This is a genomic window from Parafilimonas terrae, assembly GCF_900115755.1.
GTDB lineage: Bacteria > Bacteroidota > Bacteroidia > Chitinophagales > Chitinophagaceae > Parafilimonas > Parafilimonas terrae.
On the sequence record NZ_FOXQ01000011.1, the window covers coordinates 117,437 to 138,168 of the forward strand.

Genomic DNA, 20,732 nt, shown 5'->3' on the forward strand with positions numbered 1-20,732 from the left:
TATGAAGCCGGTAATTTTATTAGTGGAAGATAATGTGGAGATACTTGATTTTATTGAAAGCAACCTGCTGGATTTATATGATATAAAAAAAACAATAAACGGGAAAGCAGCGCTGGATGTATTGAGAAATGAGGTGATCGACCTTATTGTAAGCGATGTAATGATGCCTGTGATGGACGGTTTTGAATTATGCAGCATTATTAAATCTGATGTTGAACTAAGTCATTTGCCCGTGGTATTATTAACGGCCAAAAATACTTTGCAGGCAAAAATTGAAGGCCTTGAACTGGGTGCTGATGTTTATATTGAAAAACCTTTTTCGCCTAAATATTTAAAAACGCAAATAGCAAGTTTGCTGGCCAACCGGAATAAGGTAAAACAATTCTTTGCAAACTCCCCGCTGGTAGCGTTAAAAACCATTGCACACACAAAATCTGATGAACATTTTTTAGATAAAGTAAACGAGGTAATTGTTGAACATTTGCAGGATACCGGCCTGGATGTTGACCGGCTTGCAAAATTTATGAATATGAGCCGGCCAACATTTTACCGTAAAATAAATTCCATTTCTAACCTCACCCCTAACGATCTCATTAATCTTACCCGTTTAAAAAAAGCGGCTGAGTTAATGGCAGAAGGCCACAACGTTAATGAAGTGTCTGAAATTGTAGGTTACAATTCTCCCAAAATTTTCAGCAAGAATTTTGAAAAGCAATTTGGCATAATGCCTTCTGAATATATACACCATCGTTTGAAAGAGAAAAGCGATCGCTGATCAGTAAATATTAATTGTTTTGTCTTTGGGATATTTAACCGAATAAGAAAACCGGAGGGTTTTTGATTCATTCGGGCCAAGTTGCAGTTGCCAGGCCAGCGTACCATTATCTTTATCAGCCACAGCGCCTGAAGTTTCGTTTAATTCAACCTCAATATCCTTATTCGTACTTAGCGGGTATTGATCTTTTACAATAATATTTACCGCTTCTTTTTTATTATTCCTTACCACAATTTCATAAGTAAATTTTTGAAGTTTGTTGCTTCCTAAAAACTTTACACTGCTAAAGTCTTCAAGCTTTTTCCTGTTTACAACCACACGCTTATCGTTGCCCAGCGTTATATCAAGCGAATCAGATGTTTTTTCCGGGTTAATATAAGTTTTGCCAACATAAGTGCCTTCTATTATTATATTGGCTTCACCCGGCAGCAGGTTCAGCCTTTCCCAGTTTTGCAGTTTCGCTATAAGGTAAACATCATTATCCATTTTAGGAACAGCAATGTGTTCGTATGCCGTACCGGCATCAATAATTTGCAAAGTGGCCGTTTGTTCTTTACCACTTGTTGGCACATCAAAAGGAATATCTATATCGAAATTTACATTCAGCGTTTTATCGGTTACGGCAATATAATCCTGCAGGCCTTCTTTCAATTGCACAACAGTAGCCCCGCCTTCTGCAACGCTGCCATACATATTTTTTGCAGCAGCAGGTTTTAATTTATCAATACTTTTAATGCTGTTAGGGTCTATTTGCCGGAACACGTCATCGCTTACAACATTGCCATTTACAACATATACAGGTTTAGGCGCAACATAATTACCGGCCATGTCGTCCTTCTTTTCGGCGCCATAACCAACAACAACTACTTCACTCAAATTTGAAGCGCCACGTATTTGAATACCGGCTGCGCTGCCCGCTAAAGCACTATTAAGATTATTATGCTGATAACGATTAATATAACCGAGAAACCATGATTGCAACTCCGGCGCATTGCCTTTTTGCGATGGCGTTGCTGTTGACAAAGAAAGCTTTACATGCTTCCAGTCAATGCCGGTAGTTTGAACAATCTTTGCCTTATAAAAAATTTTTAAAGGAAGCTGAATATTGTCTGCACGCATGTCATAAAACGGCTGCCAGTAAGCATTCCGGGCAATATAAGAAACAACAAAATCTGCTTTTACAGGCATAGCGGCATTTAATTCAAGCGTTAACCTGCCCGCCGTATTTATATTCTTTTTATTTTCTTCATCTATTTGATCTTTTATTTTATCGATAAGAACAATTGCTTTATTTTTCTTTTCAGTTAATGCGGCAATGGTGTTTTGCAGTTCGGTTGATTTTGAGTAATAATAATCCATCAGCTTTTCCAGTTCAGATACACTTACACCATTTTGTTCCCCTTTTATTTCCCGGTTCGCTTTAAGCACATCCAGCAATTCTTTTGCATTATTGATGGAAAGCGAAAGTTTATCAATATGGCTTTGCACCGTTTGCAAGGAATCGTCAAGCAGTTGCCTGCGCTGCGTTTTAGTTGTATTTACCAGGTAGTTTTTTGAAAATTCAAATCCAAGAATTGTAACAGAAGACGGCGCTTTTATTTGAATGCTGCTGCTGTCAATTGCATTACTTATGTTATCAATTATAACCTGGTTATTTCCTGCAACCAAAGTGGCGGAAACAGTATGTGTCATTTCCGCTCCGGACCTGTAAACGGTAACAGCGGTAAGGCTTGCCTGCACTTCATTTTTATTATCTGCTGCATAAATATTAAAGAAGGTAATAAGCAGTAAAAGGGTAATCATATTTTTCTTCATACAATTGTTTCAACAACAGATGCAGAAAAAAACTTTTTTACATAACCTGTAACATTATTGTTCGGCTAAAATATTTTCTCCCGGGCTAAAGCCCTTTACGGCCTGCTTTTACTAACCGCAGGCTTAAGCCTGTGGTTATGCTTGAAATCCTTGTACAATGCGGCTTTAGCCCAGGTTATACAGACAACAATGAACCTGTAATCCTGCTTTTAAAAACGGAAAAACCATTTCATATAAAGCAAGTTCATTCAACAGCTTTTATCTCAAAAACAATTGCCGGTTAAACAATTCTTACCATGAATCCATAAATAAATTTTATGAATAGCGGGAAACGATTTTTAAGGTTACTTATAGCTGTGAAATGTAATTGAGAAAGAGCGGTTTTGCAGAGATTTATTAATCCCAATAACTATTAGAATTGTTACACATATCAACTATATATTTTTTGTCTCATACACAAGCAGTCGTAAAATTAAAAGGGGTATTCCTGCCCCTTTTTTAAACTAAATGCCTGTGAGAAGAATAACTGTCTTTTCCCTGTTTCTTTTAATTGCTTTAACAACGTATCAACCGCTCACTGCCCAAACAAATTATTTTGTTGACGGTTATCATGGCGGCATTTATGGCCATTATCCTTTATGGGTAACAAAATTTATTGCCGATAGTTTGAACATGCATAAAGACTGGAAAGTAAACCTTGAAATTGAGCCCGAAAGCTGGGATACCATTCAACTAAAAGATCCCGCCGGGTATGCAGCTATCAAAAAATTGATTGATGATTCTTCTGATAATGTTGCCATCGAATATGTAAACCCATCTTACGGGCAAAGTTATTTATACAATATTTCGGAGGAAAGCATCATTAGGCAATTTCAATATGGCATGCATAAATTGCAGCAACATTTTCCTGCCATAAAATTTACTACGTATTCATCGGAGGAGCCTTGCTTTACAAGCGCATTGCCCGGCATATTAAAATCGCTGGGTTTTAAATACGCTTCGCTTAAAAATCCCAATACCTGCTGGGGCGGTTATGTAAAAGCTTATGGCGGCGAATCATTGAACTGGATTGGCCCGGATGGAACAGGTATATTAACCGTTCCCCGTTATACTTCGGAAGATTTACAAAGAAGGTCAACCTGGCAAACAACAGCATGGAATAATTCGGAAGCATACATTAATGCTGCATTCAAACAGGGCATACAATATCCCGTTGGTATGTGCCTGCAGGATGCCGGCTGGAAAAACGGACGCTGGCTTGGCAACCATAAATCCGCGCTTACACAATACACCACATGGCGCAATTATTTCGGGCTGATAGAAAATAAAAAAAATATTGAAAATTGGCGGCTTTCACAGGAAGACATACAGGTAAGCCTTGTTTGGGGCGCACAGGTTTTACAGCGCATTGCACAGGAAGTTCGTGCAGTTGAAAATAAAATAACCATGGCTGAAAAAGCTGCTGCGCTGGCAACGCTCTATGCAGGCGTTCCTTATCCTGAAAAAGAATTTGACGAAGCCTGGCGAACATTACTGCTGGCGCAACATCACGATTGCTGGATTGTTCCTTATAACATGCACAATGGAAAAACCTGGGCTGCCCATGTAAAGGACTGGACAAATTTTACCGGCTCAACAGCCAATAATATTATACAGCAATCACTGCAGGCATTAACTGCCGGAGCTTCAAATAACGATGGGCAAAACGTAATTGCATTTAATACAACAGCTATTAACAGGCATGAAATTATATCGGTACCGCTCGATGATAATTCTTTAGTTACAGGCATAGAAAAAGATGGCAACAATGTTCCCTCTCAAATCATCAGCAATAAAGATTCATCTAAAACATTATTATTTAAAGCAGATGTTCCTGCTTTGAGTTATAGCAGTTATTCATTCATCCAGGCAACAAAACAGGAACCATTAACAGGCGCTTCCATTATAAAAAATAAAGCCGGTGATTTTGTAATGGAATCCGATCTGTATAAATTAATAATTGATGCACAAGGTGGCAACATTAAACAACTCATCGCAAAAAATCTCGATAACAAAAATTTCGTGGCTGATGATGCAAACGATTTTAATACTTTGCGCGGGCATTTTTTTAATAATGGCGGCTATGCAGCAAGCACTCACAAACCGGTAAAAATTACCATTGTTGAAAACGGTCCTTTGCAAATAAAACTGCAGGTTGAAGGAACGATAAGCGGAAATAATTTTATTCAAACTATTACAATAACGCAAGGGCAAAAACGCATTGACGCAGGACTGCATATTGATTATAAAAAAGGTATTGGCATTGGTGAAGATTACAGGCAACATGGCGGCTACTATTCGGCCGACCGGCATAAAGCTTTTTATAATGACAGTTGCAAATTGCTGGCTGCATTTCCGCTAAACTTAAAACATCAAAAACTATATAAAGATGCACCGCTTGATGTAACGGAAAGTAAATTATCCAATACTTTTTACAACCGATGGGACAGTATTAAAAACAATATTGTTTTTAACTGGGTTGATGTAACCGATGGTGATGGCAATTATGGTATGGCCTTGCTTTCAGACCATGTAACCAGTTATTCGCATGGCGAAAATTTCCCATTGGCTTTAACCATTCAATATGCGGGTATTGGTTTATGGGACAGAAATTACAGCATTAGCGGGCCAACGGATATACATTATGCACTTATACCGCACAGAGGCAAATGGAATGAAGCTGGTTTAAACAATGAAACGATTAAGTGGAACCAACCTGTTATTACAGCTTCAGCCAATGCCGGTAAAGCAGTTAATGATTTTATTAAAAGTGTGGATGATGGCCTGGCTGTTACAGCCATGTATTATAAAGGTGATGATCTGTATATAAGGTTGGTGAACAATTCTTCTGATGAAGCAAAACACCATATCAGGCTGAATTGTTATGCAGATGAATTGCAGTTTGTTGAACTGAATGATATCATAACTTCAACTGTTCAATTTAAAGAAAAGCAAAAAGTTAATTTTGAATGTAACATTCCGTTATTTGGTTTTAAAACAGTTAAACTGATAAATGCAAGGTATCAGTAAGACAACGCTTCTCAACTATTCAATGCCCGGTTCATTCAATGAAACATATATATTCTGAGGGCAGTAATATTCCGGGTTAAACCAGTCTGGCACATCTGCCGGGTAATTGTTTCTAAAAATCAGTGTTGAGCTATTCAACCGTAAAAGAAAACCGGCGCACTTAATGGCAATTGAAAGAAAAATGTTGAAGTTATCTTATATCCTCTTCAAAAACAAAACAGAATACAACCCTCATTATGAAAAAGAAAAGAGAGCGGTTTTAGAAAACATGCTCTCTTCAGAAACTGGCTTTTAACCGTTTTGTTTCATAAACCCGATGAATGGGACAGATTATTTAACGTTGATTTCTTTATTCAGGTAAAAGACAAATACATTGGACTTCAAATAAAACCCATTAATACAGGAATTCAACTGCCTGAAATTTTCAAAGAATACGCATTACAAGAAAAGACACATCAAAAATTCACAGAAGTTTTTGGTGGCAAAGTATTCTATTTGTTTTCGGCAAAAGTTGGTGACAAGAAAGAAATCCAAAACAAAGAAGTAATTGACGAGATAATTGCGGAAATTAAACAGCTTGAACAATTGTAACGAAAGCCACATACTGCCAATAACTAAGCTCCCGTTGCGTCCGCAGGACGAACAATGAAAGCGCTGTTGAACGGAATCCGCCACGGCGGACAAGCTCTGCGGTTGCCAGTGTTGCACTGTAGAAGATTTTAGAACACGCAGGGCTGGTTCATTCAATGCCCAGTTCATTCAATGAAACATATATTGCCTGCGGGCGGTAATATTCCGGGTTAAACCTGTTATCAATGCAGTTTTTAATACAAGGTTCATAACCATTAATGGAATAATGAATAAGCAATTCATTTTGATCGTTAATACAATCAGGATGCGCAATTGGTAAATAGAAAAAAGGATAATGGCCCTGCAATGTATCGCTGATGGTATAAATGATTTTAGGTTTTGAAAATGGCCCCTGGGGATGATCGCCAACAGCCGCATAAATATTTTTACCGCCATCGCAGCTTACACTGAATTCTGCTGTAAGTAAAAGGTATTTATCCTTCACTTTTGATACGGTGGTACTGTTGGATAAAGCTTCTGTAACAGATTTTGCATCCTTAATATCACTGTTCCATGATGAGCCGTTCCAATACATCCATTTCGCAGCAGGGTTATTGAACGGAAACCGGGCCGCATATACATCCGCTGATATAAATTTTGCTTTTGCGCCATAGATATAAACAAACCCATTTTCTTTATCTTCAATTAAACCGTTGCCAAACTGTATGCTGTCGTTATCAGCCAATTCCTGTATAGCAATTGTTTTTAAAGAAGGATAGGAAAGCTTTATCCAAACATCGTTGCCGGCCTTGGCAAAACCCAAACCGCCCTTTGCATTTTTCATGTTCATGCCATACACAAAAATGGTATCATTCAACTGATAACCGCAACCCGGCCAGAAGAAATGATTAGGATTATTTTTATCTGTTAAAAATGTTTTGTCATTGCTTTTACTTCCGGTTAAAGGAATTGTATTAGCCTTTTTCCAATCATTTGCAGAAGGCTGTAATAAAGCACTGTTCCTTGCCTGGAATAAGCACGGAACTGTTTTAGTTATACTATCATATTCATCAATATAACTGTCGCCAAACAGCCATAATTTTTTGCCATCATTCAAGCTGATTGTATAACCGCCATCCATAGCCACAACGCCTTTTGTTCTTTTAAAAAAACCGGTAATAACAGAATCCTTATAGGCAGTTTGCTGTGGTGCTATACCCCAATTTTTATTAGGCTTTTCGCCCATGGTTAATTCAAGTGTACCACCCTTCATTATATCATAATAATCAATATAACATTTGTTATACGGCCTCCCGTTCAGTAAAGCGCTTTGTATATAAATATTGGATGAAGTATTATTATGTGCGATGATGGTAAACGTTTTATCATCTTTTAAATGAATTGCAGTTTCACCAAACAAAGGGCTTGTAATTTCCATTCTTGTTGATCCGGGGCAAACCGGGTGAATACCAGCAGACGCCAATACATACCAGGCGCTCATCTGGCCAACATCTTCATTCCCCACCAGGCCTTCAACAGAATTGTGATAAGCACTGTCGCAAATAATCCTTGTCCAGTATTGCGTAAGCCACGGAGCGCCGAGACGGTTAAATAAGAATGGCACATGGTGCACCGGTTCGTTCGCATGATTATAATAACTATTCCATGAAAAAGTTTTTGGCGTTTTATTAAAAAAGTTTTCAAGATCGGCAATCACTTTTTCTTTGCCGCCCATTAATGCAGTCATGCCATCCACATCATGCGGAACAAACCATCCCTGCTGGTAAGGATTGGTTTCAAACGTACCATACCAATCTGTTAAACGCCCTTCTTTTGGCCATGGCTCCCATGTGCCGTCTGCATTGCGTGGCCGGAACCAGTTATGTGCGGTATCCCAAATATTTTTATAATTCATTGAACGCAATGCATACTTTTTTGCATCAGTTGTTTTATGCAGGCTATCTGCAAGCTGCGATAAGCACCAGTCGTCAAAAGCATATTCCAGCGTTTTGGCTATGCTGCCTGCATCATAACCTATATTACCGTTTCCAAATTTTTCATTGGTATTTACGGCATACTGATATGCTTTTTGAACATCATAATTGCGAATGCCTTTTACGTATGCATCGGCCAGCACCACAACAGCAGGATTGCCCAGCATGCAGCCACTGTATGCATTCAGCAATTCCCATCTTTCAAGATAATTGCTATCGCTTTCATCGGCCAATGTTACCAGCGAATTAATCATATCATTCACCAGCGTTGGGTTGATAATAGTTTGTAAAGGAAACTGGCTTCTGAAAACATCCCACCCGCTAAAAACAGTGCGCTTTTTAAAGGTGGCGGAATGATGGATTTTATTATCACCACCGGTATAGTTACCATCAACATCGGTTACAATCCGCGGATCAATCATGGTATGATACAACGCTGTATAGAAAACAAATTTTTGTTCTTCTGTTGCGCCCTTAATTGAAATAACATTCAATGCATTGTTCCAAAGCTTAACTGCATTCTGATGAACTTTATCAAAATCCCAATCACTTATTTCTGTTTCAAGATTATGCTTTGCACCTTCCATGCTTACGAATGAAATACCTGCTTTCATTAACACCTGTTCATCCGCTTTTGTTTCAAACTCTGTATAAAAGCCAAGATGTTTTCCTTCTTTCTCTTTATTATTTTTTTCAACCCTGGCATTGGCAATCCATCGCTGATAATAATCACTTTCAACGGCTTCACGTTTGCGGCTTGCTGTATCAGGAATGCTTGCACTCCAAACGCCGTAATTTTTTAAAGGCTTGCTGAATTGCGCATAAAAATAAACGGTATAGTTAGCCTTGCCATCGCCGTTGCCCCAGCCGCCGCCATCAGGCGTGCATCTCATCCAGCCTTCAATTGTATTATTGTTTACAAGTTTTACGTATTGTATTGTTGATGTTCCTCCTACCCTTCTCGCAAGATCAATTTGTATGCGTGATTTTTTGCTGGAAGGAAACGTAAAACGCAACATACCGCTGTGTGGCGCGGCCGTCATTTCTGCTTTAATATTATAGTCTGTTAACTGAACCGCATAATAACCGGCAGATGCTTTTTCACTTGTTTTATCATAGCGTGAACGATAGCCTTCTCCAGGTTTATCTTCCAATTTTCCCGAAGATGTTTTAAGCTTACCGGTTGTTGGCATCACTAAAAAATTACCCAGGTCGCCATACCAGCCAATACCGCTCATTTGCGTAAATGCAAAACCTTCAATGCTGTTGTGTTCATAACTGTAACCCGAACCGTTATCGCCGCCGGTAATGGTATTCGGGCTCACCTGTACCATGCCATAAGGTGTAGCAGCGCCCGGAAAAGTTTTGCCCAGCCCATGATAAATGCCCGCTTTGCCCGCGCTGGTGCTGGCGCCGATGAACGGGTTTACATAATCAGCGGGGTATTGTGTTTGTGCATGCGCAGCAATAACAATGCAACATATAAACAGGAAAGAAATTTTTTTCAAGGCAAAAGTTTATGTGGTAACCCATAAGACACTTTACAATAGTTTTACCGCTATATAAAAGCGTTAATTGTGTCCCCGCAATAGTGGTAACTGCCTGCTGAATGTACTATGTATTACCTGCTGCCGGTAAGATTTATTGAATAACAGGTTTAACTGCCCCTATTATTATGAAGAATAAAATGCTTTCAGGCTTACATCTGTTCAAACGATATTTTCTTTAAAAAAATATGATTACCCATTTACATTACTAATTTGTTGTTATGAAATTAAAACTCGTTATAAGCTGTTTTTGTTTGATGGCCTGCTTGCTTTCTTTCGCACAAAAAGCGCCTGAGCCTTTTGTAAATGGTGACCGCGTTGTATTTGCGGGCAACAGCATTACGGAAGCCGGTTTTTATGAAATTTATATCTGGCTGTATTATATCACCCATTTTCCTGAAAGAAAAATTACCGTGTTCAATGGTGGTATTGGCGGCGATGTGGCAAAACAAATTTATTTGCGTATGGATAGCGACCTGCTTGCAAAAAAGCCAACAGTCTTATCCATAAGTTTTGGTATGAACGACAGCCGCTATTTTGAATACTGGATGCATAAAGACAAGACGGACAGTGTGCGCAAAAGCGCTATTGATACAGCTTATAAATGGTTTGAAAAAATTCGCGATAAAGTGAATGCCTATCCCGGCATTAAAAAAATAATGATGGCTTCATCACCGTATGATGAAACGGTAAAGAATGGTAAAGACCCGTTTTGGGGCAAGTTTAAAACCATGGAAGGCATAGTTGCCTTTCAGAAAGAGGCTGCAATAAAAAACAATTGGCCATATATTGATTTGTTCTACCCAATGACTGATATTAATTTAAAAGGCCAGCAAACAGATACCGCTTTTACGGTTACAGGGCCTGACAGGATTCACCCCGGCAATGCAGGCCATTTGGTGATGGCCTGGTTGTTTTTAAAAGCGCAGGGATTAGCGAATAAACCTATCGCCAATGTTTCCATCGATGCAAAAACCGGTAAGCTCATCAATGCAGATAATGCAACTGTTACAGCAATCGGTAAAAAGAATAATGCCGTTTCATTTAAATATTTAGCGAAGTCGTTGCCATTCCCGGTAGATTCAACTGCAAGGGTATTTTTAAATCCGCAAAAACAATATGAAGCTTTAAGTGTAATTCCTTTTGTGAAAGAATTTGATGAAGAAATATTAACGGTAAAAAATGCCGATGCAGCTAAAAATTATGCTTTAAAGATTGATGGCGCTGCTATTAAAACCTTTACCGGCGCTGAATTAAACGAGGGTATCAATCTTGCGTTATTAAGCAATACGCCGCAATATCAGCAGGCCAAAAAAATTATGGAGCTGCAGTTAAAACGTAAAGACCTTGAAGATAAACTGCGTGCATTTTACTGGATCAGTTATAATTATTTATACGATAAAGGCTGGTTCCTGCAGGATTCGCAGGCCATCACCGATTCTGTAAGGGAGGAAGCAAAAAAGAACCCGTTCATCAATGGCAAGAAAGATGCCTACATGGAAACGCATACAAAAAGCCAGCGCGATGTTATTCAAAAACAAATGGATATTATGGCTGACGAGATGTATAAACTGGCGCAACCCGTTGAGCATACAATTACTATTGAGCAGGTTAATTAATGCAAGACTAAATTAAAATGCCCCTGATTGGCAGATTTTTTTTGGCCACAGATACACAGATAAAACGCCTGCATCTGTGGCTGATAATATCTTTATTCATTCAAACAATTTCCAAGCATGGCTGAAATTTTCACGTTTAACTTTTCACGATTGACGAAACATAGAAACAGTTATTTTCTTTCTATTCTTTTCCTGATGGCGTTCACCAATGCCGGCGCTAATGTAAAATTGCCTGTATTATTCCAAAACAATATGGTGTTGCAGCGCGATAAACCCTGCAATATATGGGGCACGGCTGATAATAATGAAGCCGTAACAATATCATTTAACAATGCAACGTATAATGCCACTGCAATAAATGGCAAATGGAAAATAACATTGCCCGCGCAAACTGCGGGCGGGCCTTATCAAATCATTATCAAAGGAAAAAATACTATCGAATTAAATAACGTTTTGTTTGGCGATGTTTGGATATGCGGCGGCCAGAGCAACATGCAATTTTCAGTTAAAGAAGCTAATCCAAAGCCGGATACATCCACATTCAACAATAATCAAATAAGGTTGTTTACAGTTGGCATTGGAACTGATTTTGTTCCGCAGGATACAATAAAAGGCGGTACATGGAAAGTTGCCAACGCAAAAGATGTAAACGGGTTTACAGCCGTTGGTTTTTTCTTCGGAAGTTATCTGCAACAGCACTTAAATATTCCAATAGGTTTAATAAGCGATAACCTGGGTGCAACCGCTATTGAAGAATGGATGAGCAACGAAGCGGTTCACCAGTTTCCACAATTCTATAATTTTTATAACACCTATCTCGCCCCGCATAAAAGCATGCAGCAAATGAATGATGATTTTGAAAAGATGAAGTCATCGTGGAATAAAAAATATTATTTAAAAGATGATCCGGGGTTAACACAGCAATGGTATAAACCTGAAACAGATGTCAGCAACTGGAAAACTATGAACCAGCCATCACACTGGGAAGATAATGAACTGAAAGATTATGATGGTTCTGTATGGTTCAGGAAAAGTTATGATTCTTTTCCCAAAGATTTTTTTGGCAATGCCAACATCAATTTAGGCCAGGTGGATGATTATCATATTTGCTGGGTAAATGGTGTTAAGGTTGGAGAAGCTTACGGCAATATGAATATGACGGCATTTAAAATTCCGGACAGCATCATCAAGCCAAAAAATAATATTGTTGCAGTGCGCGTGTTTGATGCCGGTGGAAAAGGCGGCATGTATAATATGTTCTGGAGCCCGTACTGGGCCGGCAAATGGAGGTATAAAAAAGGGGTGAAAATTGATGCATCAAAATTTAAGAGGCCGCTTGTGTCCAATGCTTATATTTTTGGTACGCCTGCCATTTTATACAATGCGAATATTGCGCCGTTAACGCAGTTAAGCATTAAAGGTTTTATATGGTACCAGGGCGAAGCCAATACAGGCAGGGCCGAAGAATACAAACAATTATTACCGGCGATGATAACAGACTGGCGCAAACATTTCGGCCAGGGCGATTTGCCTTTTTTAATTGTGCAATTACCCAATCTTGGCAAAGAACCTGAACAGCCTGAAAACAGCGAATGGGCTGAATTGCGGGAAGCACAGGCATCAACATTAGCATTGCCCAATACCGGTTTAGCTGTAACCATTGATATTGGCGAAACGGACAACCTGCATCCGCATAATAAGCTGGCTGTGGGCAACCGCCTTGCAATGACAGCATTAAACATGGTATATGATATAGATAGCATTGAAGTGAGCGCTCGTTATAAAAGCATGCAGGTTGTTCATGACAGCATCATTATAACATTTGATAATAACATTGTTTGCAAAAACAAATATGGTTATATACATGGTTTTGCCATTGCGGGCAGCGACAGCGTTTTTCATTGGGCAAGAGCTTATGTAAAAAATGATAATACGGTTGTGGTATATAACAGGCATATTTCATCGCCGGTTGCCGTTCGTTATTTGTGGAGCAGCCAGCCAGATGAAGTTGATTTGTATAATAAGAAAGGGTTGCCGGTTGCGCCTTTCAGAACAGATGATTTTAAATTGATGACAGCCTATAAAAAGTTTAATTATACAGAATAAATTAAATCGTGTGCCGATAATAATATCTTCATGCATATTAACAGAAGATAAAATTTCATGTATCCCAACCTATATTATCTTATTAAAGAACTTTCCGACATTAGCCTTCCCTTTTTAAAAGCCATAAGCACCGCGGGTTTTTTTATGGCGCTGGCTTTTGTGCCGGCTGCATGGTTATGGGAATATGAATTGAAATATAAAGAAAAAACCGGTGAATTAACTTACAGAACAGAAGTGGCCATTGCTGAAAAAAGCATAAACATTAAACGCATATTGTTTCATTTTCTGCTGGGCTTTACCGGGGGTTTTAAGCTCATTGGTTTATTTACAGGGCATGCTAATCAAAATAATGCAGATTATTTTTTTTCGTTACAGGGCAATGTAACAGCAGGTATAATTTGCGGAGCGTTATGGGCTTTAATAACTTTTTATATTCAGCATAAACAACATTCAGTTGCTGCAATTGAAACGGTTGAAAAAATTTACCCGCATGAATATGTGCCACATGCAATTCTGGTAGCAGCTTTGTCGGGCATTATCGGCGCAAAAATATTCGGCGTGCTGGAGGATTGGGATAATTTTATCAGCAACCCCGTGCACAGTTTTTTTTCTTCGGAAGGCTATGCTTTTCTCGGCGGTTTTATAGTGGCCACATTTGCCATGTGGTTATATCATTACAAATTTGGCGTACAGCGTATGCGTATGGCCGATGCGCTGGCCCCGGCTTTAATATTAGGTTATTCATCAGGAAGGTTAGGCTGCCATATTGCTGGCGATGGCGATTGGGGCATCAACAATATAAAACCCAACCCGTTTGGCTGGCTGCCGGATTGGCTATGGCATTATGATTATCCGCATAATATTTTACGCAAAGGCATTTATATGCAAGGCTGCACATGGGATGATTATTGTTATAAACTTGCCGTACCTGTTTATCCAACACCTTTATATGAATTGGCCGCAGGGCTAATAATTGTGCTGATATTATTATTTGCGTTAAGGCATGAAAAGCTTGCGGGACGTGTATCGGCTTACTGTTTAATGCTGATGGGCATTGAACGTTTTTTGATTGAGAAGATACGCGTTGATATTCGTTATAACTTTTTAGGAATGCATCCCACGCAGGCTGAAATGCTTGCTGTGCTTTGTTTTTGCTGCGGCCTGTTGTTATATTTTATAGCGCCAAAACTGAATGCAAATAAGATTAAATGAAACTTATCAAAAGTTCATCAATACCTGATCTCAAAAAAATCAAATGCAGCGGGCTCATTTCCCTGCTGCAATAAACCCGGCCGCGGGCTGCGGTCCCAGGGCGGCAAAAAACCTGCATTAAAATATTCTTCACCTGTTACTATTTCATTCCATTTTCCGGCAACATCACTCCAGTAAAACCTGAGGTTACAACCATCCTTCACTGCCAGCTTTAAATACACAGGTTGTATATCATTTGCATCTATAGCATTCAATACTTTCTTTTCATTATCCTTTACATACCAAACCTGCACAATATTATTCTTAATGCTAATGCCCGCAGATTCACTCGCATCACCATAAACACATAAGCCTTTTAATGAAGCATTGTTATTTATTATAGCCGTGGTTATTTCATAATTGGGTTTATATGGGCGCACTGATAATACTGTGCCTGTCATATTATCTGCTGTGGGTTCACCTGATAAATACAATGCCCCTTTTTCAATTTTTATTTGCGGCTGCGTATGACGAAAATCCCACTGCCAGTTATTGTTTAATTTATTGGCTGAAAAATCATCCTTAAAGCCTTCAGGTTTTTCTCCGCTAACAGGTTTAATTACCGGCCAGCCATTTTGTTTATTCCATTCCAGCTTTGCCAGCATGCCCTGCCTTCCTGTATAAACATCATTTGTTTTACTGTAGGCATGATACAAATAATAATCTTCGCCTTTTGCCGTGTTTACAATAGTGCCATGCCCGGTACATTTCCATTCACCAAATTCCGTTAATACAGGATTGTTTTCATATTTTGTATAAGGCCCTTTTAAGGAAGCTGACCTTGCAACATTTACATGATAACTGCATTTGCTTCCGCAGCAACTGCCAGCCGAATAAAACAGGTAATAATAATTATTGCGTTTAATGATGCATTGCCCTTCCAGTCCTATCTTTTCATCATCGCGCAGCAACATAAAAGGTTCGCCAACAGTTTTTAGCCCATCATCTGAAAGCTGGTAACATAGCAATTCAATTGGCCGTTTATCCAAACCATAAGCTTTAAACGACATATACAATTTACCATCGCTTTCAATAATAAATGGGTCGATGGCTTCTTTGCCAAACTCCAGCACAATGCCATGATCGGTAAAACTTTTTTCCGGATTTTTTGAAGTGGCTACGCCTATGCATGAAATATTATCAGATTTTTTGCGGGCAGTATAATAAGCATAATATGTACCGTTGTGATAATACAATTCCGGCGCCCAGAATGATGACGAAGCCCATGCCGGCGTTTGTGGAAACAGGTAACCCAACTGCTTCCAGTGAATAAGATCGTTTGACTTAAAAAGCGGGTAATGCGGCGCCCATTCTGAAGAAGTGCCGGTGGCGTAATAAGCGCTGCCCGAGCGTATAACAGACGGGTCTGCACAATCGCCGGGTATTACAGGATAAACAACAGGTGTTGAATCGCCGGTTGCCATAAATAAGCCTGCCGGATGAGCTATTGTTTTTGTATCGGCATAAAAACACATAGCCAGTTGCATTACAACATTTGCAAGCATCACCAAAACATTCATATTGTTTAATTATTTTTTTTGAAGATTGTAAGCAGCATAACGCCCGATACAAATATCGCACAGGCGGCAGCAAATAACCACGGATATTTTACAAAAAAGCTTTTATAATTATTAAGTTGAACAGCATTGGTTAAAACAAAAGGTTCAACATCTTTTTTCTGTTCTATAATAATGCCGTTTGCATCAATAAACCCGGAATAACCATTATTGGAATTAACCGCAACATCACGCCTTGTTTCCACAGCCCTTAACCTTGCCTGGTAAAAATGATTGCGCACGATGTACGTGTTATTAAACCATCCGTCGTTACTTATGTTGCATAAGAAAACGGCGCCGTTGTTCACTGCATGAACAGCAGGTTTATACCCTGCAGATTCATTGCAGATCATCATACCTGCCTTACCATACGAAGTAGCTAAAGGAAGATGGTGGCTGCTATCTGCATTCACTGTAAAACCTTTACTTGAAAAGAATGGAATATTGATATTGATAAACGGCGCTTCTATCAGCGATAAAAGATATTGCTTATCATAACGGCCGGTAACGGTTCCATCGGGCTGAATACAATAGGCTGAATTGTTCACAACATTATCGCTTACTTCCGTATTAATGCCAAGGATTTGTGTTGCCTTTGCCGCTGCGCTTGTCTTCAATATTTCGTTTACCAAATCATCGTCTTTCCTGTATGTCCAGGGAATGGAAGATTCCGTCCAGGCAATAATGCCGGGCTGCTGTGCCGTTGCAGCTTCATTCAACCGGAGCAGGCGCTGTACAAGCTGGTTGCCATTGGTATCATCCCATTTAATATCCGGAAGAATATTTTCATTAATTAAGGCAATCTTTACCGGGTTGCTTTTATTAACCTGCGTATTGAAATTGTGCAAAACCAAATATCCGCCCAATAAAAAAACAACAATTACTGCAGCCGGAACAGTTAACCTCAACCATTGCTTTTGAATAAGAAAAACTGCAAACAGGTAATTAACCGCAACAACTATAAACGACAAAATACCAACGCCAAATAATGAAGCAGGCTGAATGGAATAAACATTATCAATAAGCGAATTGCCTGCATAAAAACCAAACCACGGAAAGCCTTCTGAAACAAATGATAATAACAACTCAACCAGGCAAAAGACAGCAGCGGCAATCAGGCTGTTAAGTAAGATGTTTTTAATACCCGTTGCCCGCCTTTGTAATAAAGAAAGGCAGAACAATAAACAGCCCCAGTAACATGCAACAAACAGGGCGCATAATAACATAATTCCTGCGCCGTATAAAAAATTATAGCCGGTAAACCGCTGTGCGCCTGTTATCATCCATGAATAAGCAAAGCAAGAAAAGGCCGCGCCAAAAATTAAACCTGCTTTAAAGCATCGCCTCGAAGGCGCATTGATTACGCAGGCAAACAGCGGCACAAATGCTATCCATCCTGTATAAAAATTAATTTCTCCAATTGAAATAAAAGCAAGCAGCCCGGCAACAACCGGCAGCAAAACAGACAAGCCCCGTTTATTCATCGGCGGTAAATTAAAAAAGTAAAATCTATTGTTGCGCATAATTTCAGCGGTATATAAATAGTTGTATAAAAGGATCATTACCTCAGCATGCAGCCGGAAATATATTGGAAGGCCGGCAAAATTTGTTTAACATGCAATAGCGGTTATCTTCATTTAAACGTACTATACAATATGCTTTGTAACGATTGCTATGTCCAGCCTTGAGAAGCATTCACAGGTTAAATTATTTTATCTCTGCTATAGTATGACAGTAAACTAACAGCTCAATAAATTCTCCACATAAACTTGAAAAAGCATGAAAAAATGTACACTGCTCATCATTCTGTGTGTTGCATTCAGCACATCATCTTTTGCTTTGATTACGCAAGGCAACTGGCGATGGCGCAATAATAACGGTTCACAAACTTCGGCTACCTGGAAGGCTGCCGAAAACCAGTCAATCACCATTAATTCAATTGACAGCATTTTGCGTTTGCGTATCCAGTTGCAAAACACCACCGGTGAAAACAAAGGCTTTAATGCTAACCTGCAGGTGGCTTCTTCGCCCAATGGCCCCTGGCGCTACCTCACCAATTTCGATAACAATAATCCGTTTAAGATAACGATGGTTAATACGGCCGTTACTGATCTTGCTGCAACCACGCAACAGTTAAGCAGCACGGGCAATGCATTCATACCGGGAAAATTATTAGCCCGGACGAATGAACTTAGCCAGTCAATGGATAATAATACAGTAACGGAGTATGAATACAGCATTCAGCCTACAGAAAATATAACAGCAGGAACAACGTATTATTTTAAAATTCCTAACCTTGATTATCCCCTGTCGCTGCCTTCAATTAAAACCACTGCAAACATTAATGCAAAAGCAAAGCTGTTGGCCAACGGAAGCTTTGAAAAGAATATGCAAAACTGGCAATTTAAAAAGCGGGCCGGCGTTGTAGCCACTGCTGCCATTATAGATTCTTTGTATAAAGACGGGCTAAAATCTTTACAGGTAAATATTACCAGCCGCGGCGCCGCACCGGATGTGGGATTGCAGCATGATGTAATAGCTTTCAAAAAAGGCAAAGTATATATGGTGCGTTTTTGGGCAAAGGCAAAAAAAAGGTCAGCCAAAATGAAACTGGTTATAAAAGGCCCTGGCAAATTGCTGCAATACGATTATAAACTATATACAGGCTGGGAAGAATTTCAGTTTGCATTTAAAGCAGCAGACGCCAGGGCTGCGCTTGTTTTTGTGTTTTTATCCAATACAGAATATAATATTGACAAGGTTGAAATATTGGATGAAACGAATAATGAAATTGATGTAGCCATGAATTATATGTGGCAAAACAACCGGCCCGAAAATGAATATGCATGGCTGAGTGCAGATGGGCAAATATCTGAACCGTTGCCCGATGGAAGAACGGTGTGGACTTTCTCCGACGGATGGTATGGCTATAACGATACCACCACCAACTCCATGAACACACACCAGTTGCTCCGCAATACGCTGGTATTGCAAACAGCAGATAAACCCAATGGCATTTTGCATACGATGATTGGCGGCACGGTTGATGCGCCCAAAGCCATTATGGAACCACCCAATCCTGTTGGGCATGATGACTTTTTCTGGCCGAGGGATATGATCGTGGAAAATGATTCGCTGAAAGTGCTGCTGCCAGATGTGGTGCAGCTTAATGAAAACGATCCTTTAATGTATGGCAACCGCGAAGCCGTAGCCGTTTTTTCATTGCCCGACCTTACGCTGCACAGCATAAAATGGATGCCGTGGATTGGCACGCTTCAATACAATACTTTATGCAAAGCTGATGACGGATACACTTATGCTTACGCTGCCCGTGAAATAAATCCGTATGAATCGCATGCAGTTGTAGCAAGGTTTCCAACAGGCCATTTTTCCGCAACAACACCGTGGCAGTTTTTAACAGATACAGGCTGGAGTTACGATTATCAAAACAGCAAAGAAATTGCAGATGTGAATTTGTATTCCGTAGTGCGCATGGGCCCCAATCATTATGTGGCCTTATTTATGACACCTTTAAGCGATAAGATTGAAGTAGAATATGCACAATCGCCCATCGGGCCGTGGGTAAACAGAAGTATTGTTGGGCAAACGGAAGGGCAGGCTGATATTATGAGCTATTTCGCATTAATCCATGAGGAAACGGAAAACAATGGCAACTATACTTTTTCTTATTGCAACATTGGGGATATTGGTCAAATGCTCGACGATAAAACCGTTTACTGGCCTACGTTTCAGCGTGCTGATTTAAAAAGCCTGTCGCCATTTACAGATGGTTCTCCGGTTGCAAAAATGGATGCGTTTGATGCGAAACCTGAAGACAATACAAAAGTGTTATTACAATGGAAGATGGCAACAGAAACCGGCAACGACCACTTCATAATACAACACAGCGCAAATGGCAAAACAGGCTGGCGCAATGTGGCTACCATAAAAAGCAGGGGCAATTCTTTAGATGCACAATCATACAACACGTATGACTTGCAACCTGTAAATGGTAATAATTATTATCAGCTTGTGCAGGTAAATAAAGATGGCAGCAGTAACACTTCTGATGTAAAAGTTGTAACCTTAAACATTGAAACGCCCACAGTAAAAGTATATCCCAATCCATCCAATGGCGATGCTTTTATTGCATTGAATAATTACAGCGGCACGCACATAAAAGCAGAAGTAACAGATATAAATGGAAGATTGATCTTATCTAAAAATATACAGGTGCAAAAGAATGGAAATTATGCAATACCGTTTGCAGGCAAACCGGCCGCAGGCGTTTATAACGTAGTAATTAAAGGTGATAAGCTGAACGAAACAATGCGGTTAGTAATACAATAATTTTAGCCGGTGATTCAGGTTTAAAACTCTTTCAAAAAAGATAACGGGCCGGCCAAAAGGCCGGCCCGTTAAAAACAGCA

Annotated in this window: 11 protein-coding genes; 7 read left to right on the forward strand and 4 right to left on the reverse strand. The window is 39.5% G+C overall.

The genetic code is table 11. The features are described 5' to 3' along the window. The first annotated feature begins 1 nt into the window (after nt 1). Nucleotides 2–775 carry a response regulator transcription factor gene (locus BM015_RS16445; RefSeq protein ID WP_090661040.1) on the forward strand — a complete coding sequence of 258 codons (774 nt, stop codon included), beginning with the start codon at nt 2–4 and terminating at the stop codon, nt 773–775. On the opposite strand, the gene BM015_RS16450 is transcribed toward BM015_RS16445, so the two are convergent. Then, nucleotides 776–2,578 carry a DUF4139 domain-containing protein gene (locus BM015_RS16450; protein ID WP_245751463.1) on the reverse strand — a complete coding sequence of 601 codons (1,803 nt, stop codon included), beginning with the start codon at nt 2,576–2,578 and terminating at the stop codon, nt 776–778. Between the two features lie 525 nt (nt 2,579–3,103). On the opposite strand from BM015_RS16450, the gene BM015_RS16455 reads away from it, so the two are divergent. Next, a complete protein-coding gene (locus BM015_RS16455; RefSeq protein ID WP_218148521.1) occupies nt 3,104–5,659 on the forward strand; it encodes a glycoside hydrolase family 38 C-terminal domain-containing protein in 2,556 nt (851 codons plus the stop codon). Nucleotides 5,660–5,959: 300 nt separating this feature from the next. After that, nucleotides 5,960–6,250, forward strand: coding sequence for an MjaI family restriction endonuclease (locus BM015_RS16465; RefSeq protein ID WP_090661047.1), 291 nt, complete (start codon nt 5,960–5,962; stop codon nt 6,248–6,250). Between the two features lie 148 nt (nt 6,251–6,398). Here the strand turns inward: BM015_RS16465 and BM015_RS16470 are convergent, their stop codons facing one another. Next, the gene (locus BM015_RS16470) at nt 6,399–9,731 is read right to left on the reverse strand and encodes a GH92 family glycosyl hydrolase (RefSeq protein ID WP_090661049.1); all 3,333 of its coding nucleotides are present in this window, start codon (nt 9,729–9,731) and stop codon (nt 6,399–6,401) included. A 260-nt stretch (nt 9,732–9,991) separates the two neighbouring features. On the opposite strand from BM015_RS16470, the gene BM015_RS16475 reads away from it, so the two are divergent. The 3 genes from BM015_RS16475 to BM015_RS16485 all read left to right on the forward strand — a co-directional run bounded on the left by BM015_RS16475 (nt 9,992) and on the right by BM015_RS16485 (nt 14,707). Continuing rightward, nucleotides 9,992–11,389 (forward strand): SGNH/GDSL hydrolase family protein, encoded by a 1,398-nt coding sequence (locus BM015_RS16475; RefSeq protein ID WP_090661051.1) that lies wholly within the window; start codon nt 9,992–9,994, stop codon nt 11,387–11,389. A 150-nt stretch (nt 11,390–11,539) separates the two neighbouring features. Next, nucleotides 11,540–13,495 carry a sialate O-acetylesterase gene (locus BM015_RS16480; RefSeq protein ID WP_177191942.1) on the forward strand — a complete coding sequence of 652 codons (1,956 nt, stop codon included), beginning with the start codon at nt 11,540–11,542 and terminating at the stop codon, nt 13,493–13,495. 57 nt (nt 13,496–13,552) lie between these two features. Next, entirely contained in the window at nt 13,553–14,707 is a 1,155-nt protein-coding gene (locus BM015_RS16485; protein ID WP_090661055.1) for a prolipoprotein diacylglyceryl transferase, read from the forward strand. Nucleotides 14,708–14,724: 17 nt separating this feature from the next. Here the strand turns inward: BM015_RS16485 and BM015_RS16490 are convergent, their stop codons facing one another. Together BM015_RS16490 and lnt are read right to left on the reverse strand one after the other, a co-directional pair. Beyond that, nucleotides 14,725–16,266, reverse strand: coding sequence for a family 43 glycosylhydrolase (locus BM015_RS16490; RefSeq protein WP_090661057.1), 1,542 nt, complete (start codon nt 16,264–16,266; stop codon nt 14,725–14,727). Nucleotides 16,267–16,271: 5 nt separating this feature from the next. Next, nucleotides 16,272–17,786, reverse strand: a complete 1,515-nt coding sequence (gene lnt / locus BM015_RS16495; protein ID WP_177191943.1) for an apolipoprotein N-acyltransferase — start codon at nt 17,784–17,786, stop codon at nt 16,272–16,274. Between the two features lie 295 nt (nt 17,787–18,081). Between lnt and BM015_RS16500 the strand changes: the two genes are divergently transcribed. Next, nucleotides 18,082–20,652 (forward strand): carbohydrate binding domain-containing protein, encoded by a 2,571-nt coding sequence (locus BM015_RS16500; RefSeq protein WP_090661061.1) that lies wholly within the window; start codon nt 18,082–18,084, stop codon nt 20,650–20,652. Nucleotides 20,653–20,732 lie beyond the last annotated feature (80 nt).